The organism is Streptomyces sp. NPDC054883 (assembly GCF_053610645.1).
Genome location: NZ_JBSGYT010000009.1, coordinates 75,863 through 95,631 on the forward strand (window position 1 = coordinate 75,863; position 19,769 = coordinate 95,631).

The following is a 19,769-nucleotide window of genomic DNA, read 5'->3' on the forward strand; positions in this document are numbered from 1 at the left end:
GCAGACGCAGGATGGGTGACGGGGCTGGCTGCCGGAAGCGTGGCGCTCGGTCAGGCCGCGAGCAGCACAAGCAGTTCGCATCACCAGCAGTACCAGCAGTTCTGAGTGGAGCAGTACCCGAAGTTCGCAGTACAGCAGTTCCCAGTGGTAGGCAGTCGATCACCCGAGGGATGAACGGAGGGATTGGGCGCCATCAGGATCGCCCGGGCCGAGGTCTGAGCCCGGGTACCGCAGGACATCGATGGTGAGGTGGTCTCCGGTCGAGCAACCGCGATCCCCGCACCCCGACAGAGCTCAGGTCGGGCACGCGGATAAGTAGGCCGGCGCAGTACCAGGGCCGGTAGATGGTGTAGCAGTTCCTTCGGGGCCCTGGTGCCATCGGCACCAGAGCCCCTCCGCATGCTCCACAGAGAGGTGAATGACCGCAGACGACTCCTACGGCCGTCTCGACGACGACGACTTCCCCGCCTACACGATGGGCCGGGCCGCCGACATGCTCGGCACCACCCAGAGCTTCCTCCGCGCGATCGGCGAGCACCGCCTGATCACCCCGCTGCGCTCCGCCGGCGGCCACCGGCGTTACTCCCGCTACCAGCTGCGCATCGCCGCCCGCGCCCGCGAGCTCGTCGACCAGGGCATGCCCGTCGAGGCGGCCTGCCGGATCGTCATCCTCGAAGACCAGCTCGTAGAAGCCCAGCGCATCAACGCCGAGTGCCGCCGCACCGCCGGATCGGTGAACCCACCGGCCGCGGCCTGAAGGCGGGGAGGGCGGATGCGTCGGGAGAAAGCCGGCCGGCGGGAGCCGGGCGTGATCCCACCCCATCGCCGGGCCACCCGCACCGTGCTCGTTGCCGACCGCTACGGCCTGATCCACCTCACCGGCGAACTCGAAGTGGCGACCCCGCCGACCGTACATGACGCAGTCCGCGAGTCTCTCACCGGCCGTCCCGCCCTGCTGCGCATCGACACCAGCGGGGTCTCGTTCTGCGACTGCTCCGGCCTGGGCGCCCTGCTGTGGGCGAAGGCCGAAGCGGCCGAGCGGGAGCCGGCTTCCACCTCAGCGGCCCGCTCCGGCCCGCCGTCGCCCGCGTCCTGGACGCCACCGGCACCATTGCCCATCTCAGCCTGCTACCCCAGTCGGCCGAGCGGTGCCGCGGGCAGGGGGAAGAGCGCGGGCGTGCGTAGCCTCCGAAAGTATCTGTCAGTCCCGTGGTGCGGTAACCGGCCGGGTGGTTGCGCGTTAAACGGGATATGGCCACGAGGGCGCGGCCGGCCCCGCCACCGGCGGACAGCGGGAACACGGAGAAAGGGTTCTCCACCCCGACCTGCCGCCGATCTACCCCGCTTTCGTCCGGGAGTGGCAGGCCGCCGATCGGCTCCTCCCGGGCCGGAATGACAAACGGGCCGCCCGGCCACCGGCCCGACCACGGCAGGTCAGTGCACTACAACACCTCGCCGGGGCTGTGTGCTGAGCTCCTGGCGCACGTCCAGGCAGCGCAGCCGGACACCGGGCTGCCCGGATCCCGTGCCGTACAGTCTGATATCGCGACCGCCCACCGTCCGCAACGGATCTCACCGGAACCGGCGGTGCCGCCGGTACGGCCGAAAGATCTGAACCACTACCGGGAATCAAGCCGCGACGAGCTCCTGCTCGCGGTCCGGCGTTTTGACCTTGGGCTTCTTGTTCGGCAGCGAGAGCCGGAAGACCTTGTGCCACGCGGAGAACACCTGCTTGGGCAGCGGCCCGGTGACGTACTCCAGCTCGTACTTCTCGAACAGCGCGCGCACCTTCACCGCGACCTCGGCGTACCGGTTGCTCGGCAGGTCCGGGAACAGGTGGTGCTCGATCTGGTGCGACAGGTTGCCGGTCATGAAGTGCATGGCCCTGCTGCCGCTGATGTTCGCCGAGCCCATCATCTGGCGCAGGTACCACTGGCCGCGCGTCTCGCCCTTGATCGACCGGCGCTCGAAGACCTGTACGCCCTCGGGGAAGTGCCCGCACATGATCACCGAGTGGGACCAGATATTGCGGACCAGGTTCGCGGTGAACGTGGCGGCGAGCGTGGTGAGGAACGACGGGCCCGACAGCAGCGGGTGGATCACGTAGTCCTTGAGCACCTGCTTGCGGATCTTGCGGCCCACGGCCTTGGCCCGCGCGCGGAACTCCGGATTCTTGCGGCGGCGCTTGTGCAGGTTCTTGCCGAGCTCCAGGTCGTACGCTGCGATGCCGTACTCGAAGAAGCAGGCGTTGATGAAGTTCCACAGCGGCTGGCCGAGGTGGAACGGGTGCCACTTCTGGTCCTCGTCGACGCGCATGATGCCGTAGCCGAGGTCGTTGTCCTTGCCGATCACGTTGGTGTACGTGTGGTGCAGCTCGTTGTGCGAGTGCTTCCACTGCTCGGACGGCGAGACGTGATCCCACTCCCAGGTGGTGGAGTGAATCTTCGGGTCTCGCATCCAGTCCCACTGGCCGTGCAGGACGTTGTGGCCGATCTCCATGTTGTCCATGATCTTCGCCACGGACAGACCGACGGTGCCGAGCAGCCACGCGGGCGGGAAGATCGAGAACAGCAGCACGCCCCTGCTGACCAGCTCGAGCTTGCGCTGCGCCGAGATGACCTTGCGGATGTAGGCGGCGTCTTTCTCGCCCCGGCTGGCGATCACCTCGTCGCGGATCGCGTCCAGCTCCCGGCCAAGCTCCTCGATCTGTTCCGCGGTCAGGTGGGCGGTGGGGTCGATGGCGGTCAAGGTGCTCCTACCGTTCGATGTCGCAGGGGCCCGCCGCGGCGGACACGCAGGTCTGGATGAGGACGCCTGGCTCGGCCTCGGTGATCTCGCCGGTGCGCAGGTCGCGGACGGCGCCCGCCTTGAGCGGCGTGATGCAGCCGAAGCAGATGCCCATGCGGCACCCGGAGGGCATGAGCACGCCGGCCTCCTCGCCGATGTCCAGCAACGGCGTGGCGCCGTCCGCGTCGACGGTCTTGCCAGTGGCGCTGAACGTGACCTCGCCGCCGTCGCCGGTGACGACGATGCTGGGGCGGAAGCGTTCGGTATGCAGGCGCTCTTGTACGCCGTGCTCGGTCCAGTGCTCTTCGGCGGCGTCGAGCAGGCCCGCCGGCCCGCAAGCCCAGGTCTCGCGCTCGGCCCAGTCGGGCACGAGTTCGTCGAGACGGGCGATGTCGAGCATGCCGTCTGTGTCGGTGTGCACCTCGGTGAGCCGCAGCTTCTTGTCCGCGACCAGGTCGTGCAGTTCGTTGCGGAAGATCACGTCTTGCGGCTGTGACGCGCAGTGGACCATGACGACGTCGTCGAACTCGATGTCGCGCAGCATGCCCATCACGGGCGTGATGCCGCTGCCGGCCGTCAGGTAGAGCACCTTAGCGGGCTTGGCCTGCGGCAGCACGAAGTCACCGGTCGGCTGGTCGAGCTGGACCAGCGTGCCCGGTTTCGCCCTGCGGACCAGGTGGTTGCTGACCTTGCCGTCCGGGATCGCCTTCACGGTGATCGTGACGCGGCCGTCCTGGCGGTTTGTCGGCGAGGTGATGGAGTAGGCACGCCACAGGCGCACCCCGTCGACGTCGACCCCGATCCGCACGTACTGACCGGCTGTGTGGCCGCGCCAGCCCCGTCCCGGCCTGATCACGATGGTCGCGGCGTCAGCCGTCTCGGGGTGCACGGCCTCGATGCGCCCGCGCAGGTCAGCGCCCGCACGCAGCGGGCTGACCAGGTCGAGGTAGTCCGACGGCAGCAGCGGCGTCGTGACCATCTCCAGCAGTTTCCAGGCCCTGCTGCGGAGGGCTGCACTCGTCATGACTCCAGCTTGCTGCGCCTCAAGGCGTAAAGTCCTGACCGCAGGACGTAAATCTGATCGGCTGAATTGTTCGCAGGGAACAAAACCGTGAGCCATGCAACCCGGAGGGCCAGCGAACTGGCCCTAAATGAGACGACGGTCACCGCACTTCGGGCAGCGCTGAAGACCACCGCCGACGAGGTCGTCCAGGCGATCATCGACGAGGTCCCTCCCTACGCCAACGCCCTTTCGGGCCACATGGGCGCCACCATCCGCCGAGCCGTCCGTACTGCCCTGGGGCACTACCTGGACCTCGCGAGCGGGAACGCCACAGGCGGCGACGCCGGTGACGCAGCCTACGAGCTGGGCCGCGGCGAGGTGCGCGACGGCCGTTCGATGGACGCCCTACTCAGCGCCTACCGCGTCGGCGCCCGCGTGGCCTGGCGATGCCTGGCAGCGGGTGCCGTACCCGTAGGTCTGCCCGCCGCCGAGGTCGCCAAGTTCGCCGAGCTGACCTTCGCCTACATCGACGAGCTCTCTGCCGCGAGCGCCGCGGGCCACGCCGACGAACTGGCCGCCCGGGGCAGGGCCCGCGAGCGCCACCTGGAACACCTGGCCCGCGACCTCCTCGCCGGCGCGAGCCCGGACGTGCTGCTGGCCTCTGTTCAACGGGCCGGGTGGCAGCCTCCGGTTTCGCTGACCGCAGTCCTGCTGCCCGCCGCCCAGGCCCGGCCTGCCTACCGCGCGCTCGACCCGAATACCCTCGTCCTCGACGATCTGCCGGACGCCACCGGCGTGCTGCTCGTCCCCGATGCCGACCGATCACATCTCTTGCGGCAGCTGACCGACCGCACCCCCGTGGTCGGCCCGGCCCGGCCATGGACTCGTGCGTCCGCCTCGTACGCACGAGCCGTACGCGCGCGCTCCCTCTCCTCTGATATTCGCGACACAGAAGACCACCTGCCCGAGCTGGTGCTGAGCGCGGACGCAGACGCGTTCGCAGACCTGCGTGCCCGAGCCCTCGCACCGTTGCGGACCTTGCCTGTCGCGACCGCACGGCGGCTGGAGGAGACGTTGCGAGCGTGGCTGCTGCACCAGGGCAGGCGGGACGAGGTGGCGGCGGCGTTGTTCGTCCATCCCCAGACGGTCCGGTACCGGATGTCGCAGCTGCGGGAGCGGTTTCCGGATCTCGCATCGCCACACCGGGTCCTTGAACTGACGCTGGCGGTCGGTCTTCGGGTCAGCTGACGCGTACTTCGACCGTCCACGACCGCGTCCGCGCCACGCGGACGGCGGGTGCCTGTCCTTCAGCGACGCGGAGCTGGTCGTCCGGCTGGCTGCGGGGCGGGAGGGGATGTCGCCCGCGTCGTGGGCGGGACGGCAGGTGATGGCGGTCGCGCAGCACGTGCTGGTGCCGGTCTCCCGTGACGCCGGGGACGTGCTGACGGAGCTCCAGGCCCGGGTCCAGCTGCGGGAGACAGTCACCGCGTTCCGCGCCCTGACCGCCGCCGACCCATGGGGTGCGCCTCCGGTGGGACGCGTACCCGCCCCGGATCCGGGCTGCACCCGCTCCCACCCCCGCCCCCGCTCCTGCTGCGGCGGCGCCGGTGCGGGAGCCGCCGACCCGTGGGCGCCGCCCGCGAGTACGGACGCGAAGCGCTCCTGGGGCCCGCTGACCGAGGGCCTGAACGTGCCCCGGGACCTGGACCTCGGCTACCGCGCGAAGGCGCTGGAACAGTTCGGCGTGAACTGGCTCGCGCACGCCGCGATCGTGGGAGTCGTCAAGGACGTGCTGCCCGAGACGCAAGTGGGCCTCCTGGTCGGCTCTCGCCAGTGGCCTCGGCTGGCCCACCGCATGGACCAGATCCGCGACCAGGGCGGCACCGGTCTCCTCGCCGCGCACCTGGCCCGCCTCGGGATCGATGCCACCTGGAAGGACGACCCGTCCTCCACCACGGTCGGGCGTCTCGTGGACGCGACCCTGCACTCCCGACGACACCGCCCTCCACCCCGGCCGCGCCTGTGTCCCGGGTGAGGGTTTCCCCGGCGGCGGCCCGTTCCCGCTCGGCGTCGATCGCGGCGAGCTGCGCCACCCGGACAGGGCCCAGGCTGGGTGTTTGCTGGGCGTTGACGAGCCACTGCCCTACAGGGTGTTCCAGCGCGGTCGCGGTGACGGGCGCGGCCAGGGTGGCGGTGTGGGTGAAGCAGGCGCGTGCGGCGCCCGGGTTCTCTTCCCAGGCCGCTCGGCCGGGTCCCACACGATCCCGGGCTGTCGACGGTGACTCCCTGGACGTGCTGGGCGACGGCGTCGACCGAACGACGAAGAGCAGTGATCTCCTCGTGGCGAGTCCCACCTTTGGGGCGCGCACTGTGTGCCGTGTCGGGTGGCGTTCCGGCCTCCCCGGGACGTGGGGGAGACCGGAGGCTCAGGGGGTGTGCTGTGCGGCTGGTTCGGAGGATGGCGTGCCTTGTCGGCTGAGGCGCCGTGGCTGCCGGCAGGTCAGGGGTGTGGTGCTCAGTACTCGCCGTCGTGCTGGTCCTTGAGGTGCTCGGCCTTGTGGTGGTTCTCCTTGTAGTGGTCTTCCTTGTCACGGCCGCCGTCGTTGATGCAGACGTTGCCGAAGGCCGGGTTGAGGACGCCGACGACGTTGACGGTGTTGCCGCAGATGTTGATCGGGACGTGGATGGGCACCTGGACGACGTTGCCGGACAGGACGCCGGGGGAGCCGATGGCAGCACCTTCGGCGGTGGCATCCGCGGCCGCCAGACCGGCGCCGCCGGCGAGGATGGCGGCGGCTGAGGCGGTGGCCGCGAGGGCCTTTGCGATACGCGACATCAAGATCTCCTGAAGACTGTGGACCTGCCGCAGGGAGTACGGCACGTGCGCCCCTTCAAACAGCACGCCATCGCACGAATTCACCTAATTCGAGCGGGCAAGGAACACCCTAGAAGGTAGGCAGGGGCTGCCTCGGTGTCTCGCAAACGTGCCCGTACACGGGCAATCTCAAGCCGAACGGTCGAACCCGTCGGAGCCTGGGATCCGGCACGTGAGGTGGCGGCCGCTGGCTTCGGGGTGTTCCCCGCACAGCCACCTCGTCCACACCCGCATCCGGATGCCGCTCCGGATGCCGCTCCGGATGCCGCTCCGGATGCCGCTCCGGGTCGGCGGCGTGCTGCCGGCAGCCACGGCCGTCAGGCCCGCGGCGGGCTCTGGTGCGCCGCCCACCCCGTCGGCGCGTCGGCGAGGTGTTCCTGGCATCGGTCCTCGTTGTTTGCCACGCTGGTCCACGGTCGAAGCAGGATCCCCGCGCCTGGGAACGACGTCAGACCACGACGCGCGGGACCCTGGGTGCCGAGGCCGCCGCACCGAGCCGGACGGTCTGCCAGCGCGGCCAGCGGCGCGCGGGGCGACGGACGTCATCCGCAACCGAGAGGCCGTGTTGTGCGCATCATGATGGTGGCTCACGCCTTCCCGCCCACCTGGGGCGGGGTCGAGACGCATCTGGCCGACCTAACGCGGGAACTCCGCAGACGGGGCCACGAGATCCTGTGCCTGGTCGGCGGGGACGAGTCCGACGAGGTATGGGAGGGACTGCGGGTGCACCGGCGCCCGCTCCTGCGGCCCTCGGAGCTCCTCCGGGTCCACCGCGCTGGATCCGAGGCCCGCGCCGCGCACCTCAGATCGGTCGAGGCGGTCGTCCGACCCTTCCTCGACGCCGCCCGGCCCCACGTCGTGCACCTGCACAACGCACACCACTATGGGCCGCAACTCGCACACGGCGTTCTGGCCGCCGTGGATGCCACCCGCGGCCGCGCGGGGCGCACCGGCCCCGTCGTACTCAACAGCGTCCACGATCACACCGGCGAGCACGTGCTCCACGACGTGATGGATCTGCCGTGGCACCTGCTGCTGTACGTCAGCGACTTCCTACGCGCCGCCCTCCCGAGCAGGGCCCCGTCCGTGACACTGCCGCTGGGCATCGACCTGTCGCGGTTCGCACCGGACGGACCCCGGCACGAGGCGCTCGTCCGGTTCGAACGACCCGTGATCTTCCACCCCGCCCGCCCGCTCCCCTGGAAGGGCGTGGAGACGGGCCTGGAGGCCTTCGTCGAGGTGCGCAGGCAACTGGGCCGCGGCACTCTCGTCCTCTGCTCGGGTGACAACATCATCGGCGAGTCGGCGGTCGTCTCCGAGCTCCGGCAGCGCCTGCTGACCTACGCGGCTGACGCGGGCGTCGCCGAGCACGTCGTATTCCAGGACTTCCCGCCCCTCACGATGGGCGACGCCTACCGCGGATGCGACCTGGTCTGGTACCCGACGACGGGGGAAGAGCCGTACGGGCTGGTCCCCCTGGAGGCCATGGCCTCCGAGCGGCCCGTGATCGTCACAGCGTCCGGCGGTCTGGTGGAGACCGTGGCCGACGGTGTCAACGGACTGGTCGTGCCCCGCGGTGACAGCGCCGCCCTCGCCCGCGCCGCGCTGCGGTTGCTCGACGACGACCCGGCGGTGCGCCGTCGGGTCGTCGCCGGAGGCCGGGAGTGGGTACGGCGCTACGGCATCGACACGTACACGCGCCGGCTTGAGGAGATGTACGAGGCGGCCCGCGCGGGCGACCCGACGGGATCCGTAGCGAACTGGAAGCGCTTTCCGGGGGACGAGGGATGAGCGGTGCTCCGCCTACCCCAGAGGAGATCGACGTCACCGAGTTCCAGAACCTCAGAGCAGAGATCAACAACCGCACTAGCCTGGCCTACGCCCTGATCACGCTCCAGCTCGCGGCACTCGGCACCGGTCTGTCAGTGATGACCCGGCTCCCCGACGTCCTGCTCGGCCTCGCTGCCGCCTCCAGCTTCCTGTGGCTGTTCTGGGTGGACCACGCCGGGCAGGTGTACAAGATCGCTGGCTACATCGCCCTGGAACTGAGCCCGCAGCTCAGCGCGGACATCCGCCGCCCCGTCCTGCGCTGGGAGCACTTCCTGCGCAGGCTCGACGCTGGCGGCGGGACCACGGCCCGGGCGCTGTACGGCGCGTCCACGCCGCAGGGCCGGGTGTACGTCCAGAGCAGCACGGCTGCCGACGTGTACTCCATGCTGCTGTTCGGCTGTACGCCACCGCTGATGATCGGCTCCTACGTGGTGGTCATGCTGGTCGGCGGGGAGCGGCAGGCGGTCCTCGTCCTAGTGTCGGCCGCTGCCGCAGCCGGACTGTGGATGTACACCGTCACCCGCTTCCGCGGCTTCCGGAAGATGGTCACCACCATCGGAACGGCCATCCGGGCTTCTGACCCCAATGCCAGCGCGATCACCGGCGCCGGGACCGGCAGCCCGCCTGCCCCCGGCAGTGCCGGGCCCGCTGCGGGGCCCGGCACTGCCGGGGGCACCCCGTGAGCCCGCTGGCCGCCCGCTCCCTCCCGGGCGTGCGGCCCAGCGGCCTACCCTCCTGGGCGGACCGAGCCCTGCGCGACTGGGTCCGCCAGCACCCCGACGCCCCCCTCGTACGCGCTGCCCGAAACGCGGTGTACGGCGCACTGTCCGTGCTCCACACCGAGGACCACTGCCCGGCCACCAACGGCGAGGAGCGCGTCCTGCGGTGCCTGGGCCGAGCCTGCGTCACGACACGTCAGGCCACTGGCGGGCCCGTGCTGTTCGACGTCGGCGCCAACCGCGGGACCTGGGCCGTAACCGCGCTCCGCGCCTGCCCCGGCGCCACCGTCCACTGCTTCGAGCTGGTCCTGCCGGTACGGCAGCTACTGCGGCGCCGCACGGCCGGCCGGGCGGGCGTCGTCGTCGCCGACACGGGGCTGGCGGACCGTTCCGGGAGGCGACGCGTGAAGTTCTACCCGGCGTGCAACGATCTCAGTTCCCTGTACGACTACCCGCACGACGCGCGCTTCGAGTGGCGCGAGGAGCCCGTGCTCCGCGGCGACGACTACCTGGCCTCGTGCGGCATCGAGACCGTGGACCTGCTGAAGATCGACGCCGAAGGGGCCGAACTGGACGTCCTGACCGGGTTCCACGACGCCCTGGGCGCCGGCCGGGTGACGGCGATCCAGTTCGAATACGGCTACGCCGCGATCCTCTCGGGCTCGCTCCTGTACCGGCTGTACGGCCTCCTGAATCCCCTGGGGTACCAGGTGGGCCGGATCCTGCCGCAGCGCGTCGACTTCCGCCCGTACACGCTGTTCGACGAGCGGTTCTTCGGCCCGAACTTCGTCGCGGTGCACCGTTCCCGGCCGGACCTGACGGCCCTGCTCGGCGGGGCGTGAGGAACCATGTCGGGGATGTCGGCCGATGGGCGCGCCTTCGCCACCGCACCCCGCTCCGTCGCGCTCGTGACTGGAGTGGGGCGGCGGCGGGGCCTCGGTGCCGCGATCGCCACCCGCCTGGCGGAGACGGGCTGGGACATCGCCTTCACCTACTGGACCCCGTACGACGCGAGGATGCCCTGGGGAACGGACCCCGGTGCCCCGGAGGAACTGTCCGCCCGGCTCGCCGAGGCCGGCGCCCGGGTCGCCGCCCTCGAGGCCGACCTCACGGACCCCGCCGCCGCTGCCACCGTGCTCGACGGGGCCGGGGCCGCGCTCGGCCAGCCAGTGACCGCCCTGGTCCTGGCCCACGCAGAGTCAGTCGCCTCCGGCCTCCTGGACACCAGTCTCGAGAGCTTCGACCGGCACTTCGCTGTCAACGTCCGGGCGAGCTGGCTCCTCATCCGGGCTTATGCCGAGCGCTTCCCCGGACCGTACGGCAGCGGCCGCGTCGTTGCCCTCACCAGCGACCACACCGTCGGGAACCTGCCGTACGGAGCGAGCAAGGGTGCCCTGGACCGGATCACGCTGGCCGCTGCCTGGGAACTGGCCCCACTCGGCGTGACGGCCAACGCCGTCAACCCCGGCCCGGTCGACACCGGCTGGATGACCGACCGCGCCCGGGAGACGCTCGCGCAGGCCACCCCCCTGGGCCGACTGGGCACACCGCGCGAGTGCGCCCACCTCGTGGCCTTCCTCTGCTCTTCCGAGGGCGGCTGGATTAACGGTCAGCTGCTGTACAGCAACGGCGGCCTGCAGTACGTCCCGGGCACCGGCGATACCTGATGGTCCCGGGGCTTTTCAGGAGCAGCGATGGCGATGGGCGCCGGGCAGTACGGCGGCTGTACGGAAGTGGTACCACTCGGGCTTCGTCGTGCTGGAGACGCCGGTCCTCACCTACCGCCAGCCCGAAGACCGAACGAAGTGGGTCGACGGGCGCCTTCCCGTTCGGCCCATTGTGCGAGGGCTCCAGGCCGCGGTGGAATGCCTGCTGCGCGAAGCTCGCCGACACCTGGTCGCGCATCGCTTCCGCGCTTGGCCGACGCGTGGGCTCGCCGGAGCGGGGCGGTGCCGGAGCGCGGGCGGGGTGTGGGGCGACCATGGACGGGTGCGAAACGTTCCAGGGCGTGACCAGGGGGCCGAGCCGCCCGAGCCCGCCGGCCCCGCCGAGGGTGTCGAGGGGGCCGAGCAGCGGGCGCTCGGCGCGGCCCTGCTCGGAGTCTGTGCGGCCACAGGAGCCTCCATTGGCATGCTCTACCTGCCCGACGTCACCCGACGCGTCCTGCATCTGGCGATGACCTTTGGCCTGGCCCGTGAGCTCGCGCTGCCCTGGTCCCGGGTCCCCATGGACGATTCCATCCCGGTGGCCGACGCGGTTCGCGACGGGCGGTTCGTTTGGCTGGGCGGCCAGGAGGAGACGGCCCGGCGCTACCCGCGTCTCGGCCTCGTCCTGCCGTACGACTTCGCCCTCGCCGCCGCCCCGCTCGTCCCCGACCCGGTGTCCGGGGCGGAGCCCACCGGGGCCGGTCTCGTACTCCTGTGGCCCGGCTCCCACGCGCCCTACCTGACCGGCCGGGAACGCGTCGCCGTGGACTCGGCCTGCGGCCGTCTCGCGAACCACCTGCGCCGAGCCGCCGGCGCCGGATCCCCCGTCCGTCCGCCGACGCACCCGGTCATGCTGCGACCGCTTTCCCCTCCCACGCCCGGACCGGCCGAGGCGGCCGCCGCCATGGCCTTCATCCGTCGGCTACCCGGAGGCAACTGCGCGCTCGATCTGAACGGCACGATCACCTTCATCACCGCCGAGGCGGCCGAGATGCTGGGCGCACCCGTCTCCCGGCTCCGCGGAGCCCTGCCCTGGGAAGCACTGCCCTGGATGGACACCCCCGTCATCGAGGACCACTACCGGGCCGCAGCGATCAGCCGAGTGCCGCGCAGCTTCACCGCCGCTCCCCCGATCGGCCACTACCTGCGCTTCGACCTCTACCCGGACGACACCGGGATCAGCGTCCGCATCACCCCCGTCACCACCGACGAGCCCGTCCCGCCGCCCGCCGCGCCGACGGCCACTCCCGCGGAGCCCTCGCCCAGCCGGGCCACCGCCCTCTACCAGCTCATGCACCTGGCGGCCGCCCTCACAGAGGCCGTCCACGCCCGCGACGTCGTCGACCAGGCCGCCGACCTGCTCGTCCCCGCGCTCGGCGCCCAGGCCCTGGCCCTTTTGGTGGCCGAGGAGCAGCGTCTGCGCATCGTCGGCTTCCGTGGTTACACAGCCGAGCTCATGGCCTGCTACGACGGCATCTCGCTCGGCATCCACACAGCCAGCACCCACGGCCTGCGGACGGGCAAACCGCTGTTCTTCGCGAACGCCGACGAGCTCGCGGCCGCCTTCCCGGCCGTCGTGATCCGGGACGACATGGCAGCGTGGGCCTTCCTGCCCCTGATCGCGTCCGGCCGGCCCATCGGCACCCTCATCCTGGCCTACGCGCGTCCCCATACGTTCGTCCCCGGTGAACGGGCGATCCTGACCTCCCTCGCCGGACTCATCGCGCAGGCCCTCGACCGCGCCCGCCTCTACGACTCCACCCACCAGCTAGCCCACAGTCTGCAGACCGGCCTGCTGCCGCGCGCCCTGCCCCGCGTGCCGCGCCTCGAAGTGGCCGCCAGCTACCTGCCGGCGGCGCACGGGCTCGACATCGGTGGCGACTTCTATGACCTCATCCGGATCGACGACACCACTGCCGCGGCCGCCGTCGGCGACGTCCAGGGCCACAACGTGAATGCCGCCGCCCTCATGGGCCAGGTCCGCACAGCCGTCCACGCGGGCGCCGGCGCACCACCCGAAGAGGTCCTCGCCCGTACCAACCGGCTCCTGACCGACCTCGACCCCGGGCTGTTCACCAGCTGCGTGTACGCCCATATCGACCTCGCCGGCCACACCGTCCGCCTGGCCTCCGCTGGCCACCCGCCCCCGCTGCTGCGCCATGCCGGCGGCCCGGCGAAGATGCTGAACCTGCCGCCCGGGCTGCTCCTCGGCATCGACCCGGACGCCTCGTACACCGCTGTCGAGATCCCGTTCGAGCCGGGCACTCTGCTCGCCCTGTACACCGACGGGCTGGTCGAGGTTCCCGGCGAGGATCTGGAGGATGGCATCGCGGCCGTCGCCGCCCGCATCACCGCGACCCACGAAGGCCACCCGATGCGCACGCTGGCGGACGACCTCATCGGCCAAGCCCGCGGCGGAACTTCCCGTACCGACGACATCGCCCTGCTCCTGCTGCGCTTCGCCCGGGCGGGGCGGCACACGTGACTGTGCCCGGAAGTCGACGCTGTCGGCGTCGCGCCCAACGACCGCGCACCCCTTCCCTCTCACCTTAAAGGCTCAGCTGCGCGTGTCCGGTCCATGCCTCCCTGCTCCGCCTTAGGACCGTGTTAGGAGGAGGACCCGCTTCGCGGGCGGGGGCCCGGCGTGCGCTGGGGCGCTCGGCCCAGCGTCCCACCGATCTCCCCACGTACCGCCCCCACCCTCCGCCGGACCGCTCCAGGTTTCCAGCGCGTCCACGCTTAGATGCGCGCAGATCCTGCCCCGTCCGAAGGGCTTGGCTGCGATGACCCCGAAAGATCTTGAGGCCCTCTTAAACCTGAGGCAGGTCTCGGAGCCTGTAGTAGGCAAGGCTGCGGCAAGAGGCTGTGGCGTGAGGCATGCGGAGTCGGCCAGTGAGCGTTGAGGTTCTGGCTGCGGTGGGTGTCCCTGTGCTGTTTGGGCTCGCAGGCCTCCTTCTTCGGTCCCGGAGGGGCAGTTCGAATCTCTGGGACGTTCTACACGAGCTGGCCAAGGGCCGCGGGAAGGCCGGGTGGGAGCGTGAGCGTCGAGCGACTTTGGTGGTGATGCTGGAACGGCTGCCTGGGTCCGGGCTGCGGGTGGAAGATACGACTCAGGGGCGCCGAACCGTGATCGGCGGGTCCAGCTCGGACAACCACTTCCGGCACTGAGCAGCCGGCACGAGCGCAAGGGGGAGTGGGTGGCACCGACCTCGGTGGAGTTCGCGCGGTTCTTCACACAGTGGGATCCGCACGTCAGGCGGTATCTGATCTGGCTAGAGGGCGATTCGGGTGTGCTCGATGATGCGGCGCAGGAAACGATGATCACCGCCCACCGGTACTGGGACCGGGTCTCTTCCCTGGAGAACCCCAAGGCGTGGTTGTTCAAGGTGGCTCAGCAGCGCCTGATCAAAGCCCGGATCATCCGTCAGCGGCACGGGATCAGTACCGACCCGCATGAGCTTCCGGGAAGGGTGAACCATCGCGATGGCCTGGCGGAGCGCGAAGATCGGCTCACGATCCTGGACGCGGTCCGCAAGCTTCCCGGACAGCAGGCAAGCGCGATTGCCCTCCAGCTTCAGTTCGACCACCCTCTCGCGGAGATCGCAGAAATCATGGGTATATCGACCGGATCGGTAAAGGCACATCTGCACCACGCCCGTGCCACCCTCAAGACGCTCCTTGCAGATGTAGAAGGAGGTGCCTGATGAGCATCGAAGACAGGCTGCAGAACGCCGCTCGTGCCGTGAGCGAGTTGTGGGCCGATGGGGTGGACACAGCCGAGCGGCTATGCGTCGTTCAGGAGCGGCTCGCGCAGGAGGCACAGTCGACTCTGCTGCAGAGCACCGGGCCTGGCACGCCCCCCCAGTCTTCTGCTGGCGAAGGCCGTCTTCCCGCCATCACCTTCCTCACGGTTGAAGAGGTCGCCAGTGTCATGCGGGTGTCGCAGATGACGGTCCTCAAACTGGTCCACAACGGGCACCTTCCCGCCATCCGGGTCGGCCGGTCGTTCCGTGTGCCTGAGAGCGCGGTGCACGACTTCCTTCGCGAGGAATTTGCAGAAGCCGAGGGCCGGGCCGACCACGACATGCGATAGCCCTACGCACCGTCCGCTGGTGGGTGGCCTGGCGGAGGGATCCGTCGCGCCGAGCTGGCCCGGAGCTGTACGTGCTCACGTGCGTCGGTCTTGACGGAATTGGTGGCTTTAACGGTGCACTTGTCTCCACCAAACCCGGCCGACTTGGACTCGTAGTCCGTCCGATTTCGCGGCGCGGGCCCATCCGCGACCGTTGACACTGGTGAGCGACGGAGCCGTTGCAATCCGGAGCACTGGGGCCAACGCAGAGCGTTAGGGCTATTGCGGCCGCACTCGACGCCGGGTCGAGCGAGAACCGTTCGCATGGGCCTAGGCAGTGTCTGACAAATGATCACGGATTGGTTCGCGGAGCCAGAGGGTCAGCGAGGCCAGGATGACTCCGGCGCGGTAGCGGTCGGTTAGCTTGTCGAACCTGGTTGCGATCGCGCGGAACTGCTTGAGGCGTGCGAAGCATCGTTCGACCGCGTTGCGGTCGCGGTTGACCTCCTTATCGAAGCCCCCCTCACCACCCGCCCTGAGCTCGGCACGCCCTGTTATCGAAAAGATGTTCCGCCCCAGGTGGGATGCGGATTACTGTCCCTGCACGCAAGATCCCTTCAGGGGGAGCACCAAACCGTCGCACAGGAGGGCCCACGTGGTACCCGCCCGGGCTGGTGACACCGGGTGGGCGCCCAGGGCGGGCATCGGATTCGACGACGTGCATGTTGCCTTGCTGTTGCTCAAGGCACATCTATGGGCTCGTAGAGCACGTCGGTTCTGAGAATTGTTTTCGTACCCTCAAGAAGCGGGGCCGAGTCGTGAAGCGTCCGATGCCAGAAGAGGAGCGCATCGCCCGGTTCGGGGCGGTGGGCGCTCAATATTTCCTCAGGCTCTGCGAGCCGGGGCCAGTCCGAGAAGTCGCGTTGCGCAAAGGGAAGGTCGTTCTGCTTGTCGGCGATGAACCGCGTTTCTCCGCCCACTGCCTCATATGACAGGTAGACGACGACCGTCAGGTGAGTTCGCGTTCCGTCGGGGGCGAAATAGGGCGAATCGTAGTGCGGGACAAGAAATCCGCCGTGTTCGTACGTGATGAAGCGCATACGCGGATTGACGGACGCCGGCTTCCAGGGCCTTCCGTCTGAATCCGTCGGATCGTCCGGTCCTACTTCAAACGACAGAAACGTCCGCAGCCTGCGGTAGAGCTCTGCCGCCAAGACTTCGGAATCAGCCGTGGCGCGGAGAGAGCCGACCGGATCTCCCTCTGCGTAGTTGGCGGCAATGCCATCTAGACCCACCGGCACAAAGCGTTGGGCAGAGAGTTCGGCCGCGAATACCTCCACTTCAGCCGGAGTGAGGAAATGCCGAATCACCCTGGCATCGACGTGTGGGATCTCCGACTCGGTCGGGGCCCATGAGTCATCGGCGGATATTCTGCCCAGCGTTTCTTCGGAGAGGTCGAAGGGATTTACCGGCATTCCGAACATGCTCACTTTTCCGTCCTGAGGTCATTGTCGATGCCACCGTGGCCGTGGAGGAGAACAGGGTGCAGCGTGGCGGAGGGCGGAGGGGGACTGGCGTGGCGCACGAAACGCTCCTGGCGGGTGGATTTCTCCGGGAGGAGAGGGGTTGCGCCATCCGAGTTCACACTTCGATCGACGCGCTTCTTCGCGTCGGCACGCGGCGCCACGAGCGCCGGAGTCTTCGAGGGTTTGAAGTGCACGAGCGGTGGATCGGAGAGCAGGGATCGCGCATCAGGGATCAGGCGCTGGGGTGCCGCAGCGTTGAAATGGGGACCGCCTTGTGTCGATCTCTGCCGGTGGTCCGGCGGCAGGCGGCCGCCGGGCGGCTGGTGCGCGCGCCGGCATGGCTCCGGGTTCGTGCTCGACGTCACGGCCGTGCGCGCGGTGGCGGATCGAGGCCCCTGGAGTCAATGCCCGCAGGGAGCGGGGGCCGGTGAGCGATTATCGTCATGATGACGAGATTAGACTGGGGTGAACCCACAAAGCAAGCAGGACGTCCCCAACGCGGCGGAAGGGGGCGGGAGGCGGGGCGGGGACCGGCTCTGGGGACTGCCGATGCGCGGTAGTCCCAAGCAGCGCTGGGCCGCTCCGTACCGGGTGACCGCACGTGCGGTGTGGGAACACCGCTCTGACGCGGGGTCAGGCCGCTCCGTTTCGTTGTCCGTTGCCAATGAAGTTAGTCGAGTGCGGTGTCCTGACCTGGTTCTCTGACAATTGATCTTGTGGCAGGTCGAGGTGGGTTGACGGACGCGGTGTGGGAGCGGATAGAGCCCTTGTTGCCGCAGGTGGATGGGCGTGGTCGGCCGTGGCGTGATCACCGGCAGGTGGTCAACGGTGTGCTGTGGCGGTTGCGGACCGGGGCTCCGTGGCGTGACCTGCCCGAGCGGTATGGGCCGTGGCAGACGGTCTACGAGCGGTTCGCCCGCTGGGAGGCGGATGGCACGTGGGCACGGCTGTTGGAGCATGTGCAGGTCCGCGACGACGCGATGGGCCAGGTGGAGTGGACCGTCGCCGTCGACTCCAGGGTCAACCGTGCCCACCAGCACGCCGCCGGCGCACGTAAAAGGGGGCCGCTGACGGGGACGAACTGGAAGATCCGGGCCGCTCGCAGACGCGCCAGGCCCTCGGCCGGTCCCGAGGAGGCTGACCGCCAAGGTCCACCTCGCCGTCGACGGCCGGGTCCTGCCCCTGTCCATCGTGCTCACGCCCGGCAATGTCAACGACGCCACCGCGTTCGCCCAGGTCCTCGACGGGATCCGCATCCCTCGCATCGCCACGGGCCGCCCGCGCACGACACCGGTGCGGGTGCTGGGCGACAAGGCCTACTCCAGCCGGGCGATCCGGCACTTGCTGCGGCGTCGGGGTATCGCCGTCACGATCCCCGAGCGCCGCGACCAAGCGGCCAACCGCCGGCGCGCAGGGCGCCTCGGCGGCCGGCCGCCCGCCTTCGACAAGGAGATCTACCGCGACCGCAACGTGGTCGAACGATGCTTCGCACGCCTCAAGCAGTTCCGCGCGATCGCGACCAGGTTCGACAAGCTCGCCGACCGCTACCGCGCCGGAGTCATCCTGGCCTCGCTGGCCCTCTGGCTCCGCGAACCAATCCGTGATCATTTGTCAGACACTGCCTAGCAGGCTTCGGCGTTGTGACGTCGCTGGCTGGGCAGGGTTCCTGCAGCTTGACGGCGCCGAGGTCGATGGTGGTGCTGGTTTCGGCAGAGGCGCCGCCGGCCGGAGTCTGACTGCACACCTTCCAGTCGCGGTCGAGGACCTGCATGCGGTCACGGCCGAGGCTGTCGTGCGATTTGAGCGCGTAGAAGCCGGCGGCCTGTGCCTCGTCTTGTGCGGTCTGGAGGCCCTTACCGACGAGATTGGGCAGGGTGGCCGTCTTGCCTTTCGCGGGTGGTGCGACCGGGGCCGACGTAGCCGGTGTGGTTGCTGCTGGGGCCGGGGCGGTGCTGGTGAGGGTCGCCTTGGCACGCGGTGACGGTGAGAGCTGCGGCTGCGGTGAGCAGGGTGATGGCGTGGTGTGTGCGCATCGGGCCATGCTCGCGGGCCGGTTGGTGCTGTGAGGTGGCTGTGACTGGTCTGTGACGTGCGAAAGTCCCGCGCGGGGCGGGGCTTCGTTTCCGGGTCAGTTCTTGCTCATGTCGAGCTCGTCGAGGGTCCAGGTCTCACCATCGGGCGTGGACGCGGTGCAGTCGTAGGTGTTGCCGACTTTGGCACCGAAGGAGTTCTGGCTGTCGACGTGACCAGCCACCTTGTACTTCCACGGGGCCGTACCACTGATGGTGGTGACGGTGGTCTCGGCGGCACCGCTGAACTCGGCGGAACCTGGCGACTTGAGACGCTGCTTGACGAACTTCTCGCACATGATGCTGGCTTCGACCCCGTCAGCTGGGGCGCTGCTGCCACATGCCGTCAACGTCAGGAGTGCGGTCGTGATGAGCACCAGGGCGGTGCGGTGGGTGCGCATCGCGCCATGCTGTCTATGTCGGGCGCTGGGCGCTCGGATCGTGACTCACTCGTGATACGCGAAAGTCCCGCGCATCGGCGGGGCCTCAGTGTCCGGGCATGCCGGATCTGCGGCTCATCGGGGGGCACAGCGGCCCGTTTTGCAACTGGGCGAAGGGCCCTGCCTCGCGGGGGCGGGAGGCAGGGCCCTTCTGCCGCGACGCCACGCCCTCGGAAGGTACGACGCCGCATGGCAAGCGTTCCCCGACCGGGTGCTCCGGGCGCACAGGGTGGGAGTGTGCGCATAGCCCCAGGGTGCTTGCGAGGAGGCTCACGCTACGCCTGGCTTGGCTGAAACAACACCCTCGGGCGTGACTGGATTTCAGCCGTCGGATTCGGTAGCAATCTCATCGCGGATCAGGTTGCGGTGCTCCTCGTAGACCAGGCGCGCCTCGTCGCTCGGGACCGCGCCCGTGTCCAAGCCACAGGTGCAGGTCGCCGTGGTCTCACCCGTGAGGACCCGGTCGCGCCTCCCTTGGGCGGGGTTGACCTGCCAGTCGCGGACCTCACTGTGGTCCTCGAAGCGCAGATTGTGGCGGAACGCAGGCGTGACGCCGCTGTTGTCGGGGGTGAAGCGCTGCTCGTCCATGCTGCCCATCATCGCTCCTTGCGGGTACCCGGGACGGGCTTCGGCTCGCTCGGGTAGCGGCCGCCGCAACTGGCTTGATAAGTCGTCCTGCCCCGTCTCCGCCCCCCTGGAGACGTGGCTCGTCATGAGCCTCGCCCGCCTCCGGAGCAGATCG

17 protein-coding genes and 2 pseudogenes are annotated in these 19,769 nt (G+C 69.5%); 12 read left to right on the forward strand and 7 right to left on the reverse strand.

The genetic code is table 11. The annotated features are described in order from the left end of the window. Positions 1-418: 418 nt before the first annotated feature. Together ACWGH1_RS09685 and ACWGH1_RS09690 are read left to right on the forward strand one after the other, a co-directional pair. A complete protein-coding gene (locus tag ACWGH1_RS09685) occupies positions 419-757 on the forward strand; it encodes a helix-turn-helix domain-containing protein (protein ID WP_453352640.1) in 339 nt (112 codons plus the stop codon). Between the two features lie 15 nt (positions 758-772). Continuing rightward, positions 773-1,396, forward strand: coding sequence for an STAS domain-containing protein (locus ACWGH1_RS09690; RefSeq protein ID WP_453352639.1), 624 nt, complete (start codon positions 773-775; stop codon positions 1,394-1,396). A gap of 233 nt (positions 1,397-1,629) precedes the next feature. Here ACWGH1_RS09690 and ACWGH1_RS09695 read toward each other — a convergent pair whose 3' ends face one another. Together ACWGH1_RS09695 and ACWGH1_RS09700 are read right to left on the reverse strand one after the other, a co-directional pair. Beyond that, positions 1,630-2,748, reverse strand: coding sequence for a fatty acid desaturase family protein (locus ACWGH1_RS09695; RefSeq protein WP_453352638.1), 1,119 nt, complete (start codon positions 2,746-2,748; stop codon positions 1,630-1,632). A gap of 7 nt (positions 2,749-2,755) precedes the next feature. Beyond that, on the reverse strand, positions 2,756-3,811 hold the full coding sequence (locus ACWGH1_RS09700) for a ferredoxin reductase (RefSeq protein WP_453352637.1): 1,056 nt from the start codon (positions 3,809-3,811) through the stop codon (positions 2,756-2,758). Between the two features lie 87 nt (positions 3,812-3,898). Between ACWGH1_RS09700 and ACWGH1_RS09705 the strand changes: the two genes are divergently transcribed. Together ACWGH1_RS09705 and ACWGH1_RS09710 are read left to right on the forward strand one after the other, a co-directional pair. Beyond that, positions 3,899-5,038 (forward strand): PucR family transcriptional regulator, encoded by a 1,140-nt coding sequence (locus ACWGH1_RS09705; protein ID WP_453352636.1) that lies wholly within the window; start codon positions 3,899-3,901, stop codon positions 5,036-5,038. A 139-nt stretch (positions 5,039-5,177) separates the two neighbouring features. Continuing rightward, positions 5,178-5,825 carry a hypothetical protein gene (locus ACWGH1_RS09710; RefSeq protein WP_453408583.1) on the forward strand — a complete coding sequence of 216 codons (648 nt, stop codon included), beginning with the start codon at positions 5,178-5,180 and terminating at the stop codon, positions 5,823-5,825. 480 nt (positions 5,826-6,305) lie between these two features. Here ACWGH1_RS09710 and ACWGH1_RS09715 read toward each other — a convergent pair whose 3' ends face one another. Next, on the reverse strand, positions 6,306-6,626 hold the full coding sequence (locus ACWGH1_RS09715; protein ID WP_453352634.1) for a chaplin: 321 nt from the start codon (positions 6,624-6,626) through the stop codon (positions 6,306-6,308). Between the two features lie 615 nt (positions 6,627-7,241). Here ACWGH1_RS09715 and ACWGH1_RS09720 point away from each other — a divergent pair. The 7 genes from ACWGH1_RS09720 (at position 7,242) to ACWGH1_RS09750 (ending at position 15,013) form a co-directional block, all read left to right on the forward strand. Then, positions 7,242-8,456 carry a glycosyltransferase family 4 protein gene (locus tag ACWGH1_RS09720; protein WP_453352633.1) on the forward strand — a complete coding sequence of 405 codons (1,215 nt, stop codon included), beginning with the start codon at positions 7,242-7,244 and terminating at the stop codon, positions 8,454-8,456. Next, a complete protein-coding gene (locus ACWGH1_RS09725) occupies positions 8,453-9,178 on the forward strand; it encodes a hypothetical protein (RefSeq protein WP_453408584.1) in 726 nt (241 codons plus the stop codon). Before ACWGH1_RS09720 ends, ACWGH1_RS09725 begins: the two co-directional genes overlap by 4 nt. Continuing rightward, positions 9,175-10,056, forward strand: coding sequence for an FkbM family methyltransferase (locus tag ACWGH1_RS09730; protein ID WP_453408585.1), 882 nt, complete (start codon positions 9,175-9,177; stop codon positions 10,054-10,056). Before ACWGH1_RS09725 ends, ACWGH1_RS09730 begins: the two co-directional genes overlap by 4 nt. A 15-nt stretch (positions 10,057-10,071) precedes the next feature. Beyond that, a complete protein-coding gene (locus tag ACWGH1_RS09735) occupies positions 10,072-10,881 on the forward strand; it encodes an SDR family oxidoreductase (protein ID WP_453357318.1) in 810 nt (269 codons plus the stop codon). Positions 10,882-11,203: 322 nt separating this feature from the next. Next, complete coding sequence (locus ACWGH1_RS09740) at positions 11,204-13,405, forward strand: SpoIIE family protein phosphatase (protein ID WP_453408586.1); 2,202 nt, start codon at positions 11,204-11,206, stop codon at positions 13,403-13,405. Between the two features lie 712 nt (positions 13,406-14,117). Further along, positions 14,118-14,624 carry an RNA polymerase sigma factor gene (locus ACWGH1_RS09745; RefSeq protein WP_453355352.1) on the forward strand — a complete coding sequence of 169 codons (507 nt, stop codon included), beginning with the start codon at positions 14,118-14,120 and terminating at the stop codon, positions 14,622-14,624. Between the two features lie 191 nt (positions 14,625-14,815). Beyond that, the gene (locus ACWGH1_RS09750) at positions 14,816-15,013 is read left to right on the forward strand and encodes a helix-turn-helix domain-containing protein (protein WP_453355355.1); all 198 of its coding nucleotides are present in this window, start codon (positions 14,816-14,818) and stop codon (positions 15,011-15,013) included. A gap of 309 nt (positions 15,014-15,322) precedes the next feature. Here ACWGH1_RS09750 and ACWGH1_RS09755 read toward each other — a convergent pair. Beyond that, positions 15,323-15,532, reverse strand: a pseudogene (locus ACWGH1_RS09755) (IS5/IS1182 family transposase); the annotation flags it as partial. 200 nt (positions 15,533-15,732) lie between these two features. Then, positions 15,733-16,476, reverse strand: a complete 744-nt coding sequence (locus tag ACWGH1_RS09760) for a 2OG-Fe(II) oxygenase (protein ID WP_453355354.1) — start codon at positions 16,474-16,476, stop codon at positions 15,733-15,735. A gap of 758 nt (positions 16,477-17,234) precedes the next feature. On the opposite strand from ACWGH1_RS09760, the pseudogene ACWGH1_RS09765 reads away from it, so the two are divergent. Continuing rightward, a pseudogene (locus tag ACWGH1_RS09765) lies at positions 17,235-18,144 on the forward strand (IS5 family transposase). A gap of 502 nt (positions 18,145-18,646) precedes the next feature. Here the strand turns inward: ACWGH1_RS09765 and ACWGH1_RS09770 are convergent. Together ACWGH1_RS09770 and ACWGH1_RS09775 are read right to left on the reverse strand one after the other, a co-directional pair. Next, on the reverse strand, positions 18,647-18,988 hold the full coding sequence (locus tag ACWGH1_RS09770) for a hypothetical protein (RefSeq protein ID WP_453354447.1): 342 nt from the start codon (positions 18,986-18,988) through the stop codon (positions 18,647-18,649). A 360-nt stretch (positions 18,989-19,348) separates the two neighbouring features. Further along, positions 19,349-19,615, reverse strand: a complete 267-nt coding sequence (locus ACWGH1_RS09775) for a hypothetical protein (protein WP_453354448.1) — start codon at positions 19,613-19,615, stop codon at positions 19,349-19,351. Positions 19,616-19,769: the final 154 nt, after the last annotated feature.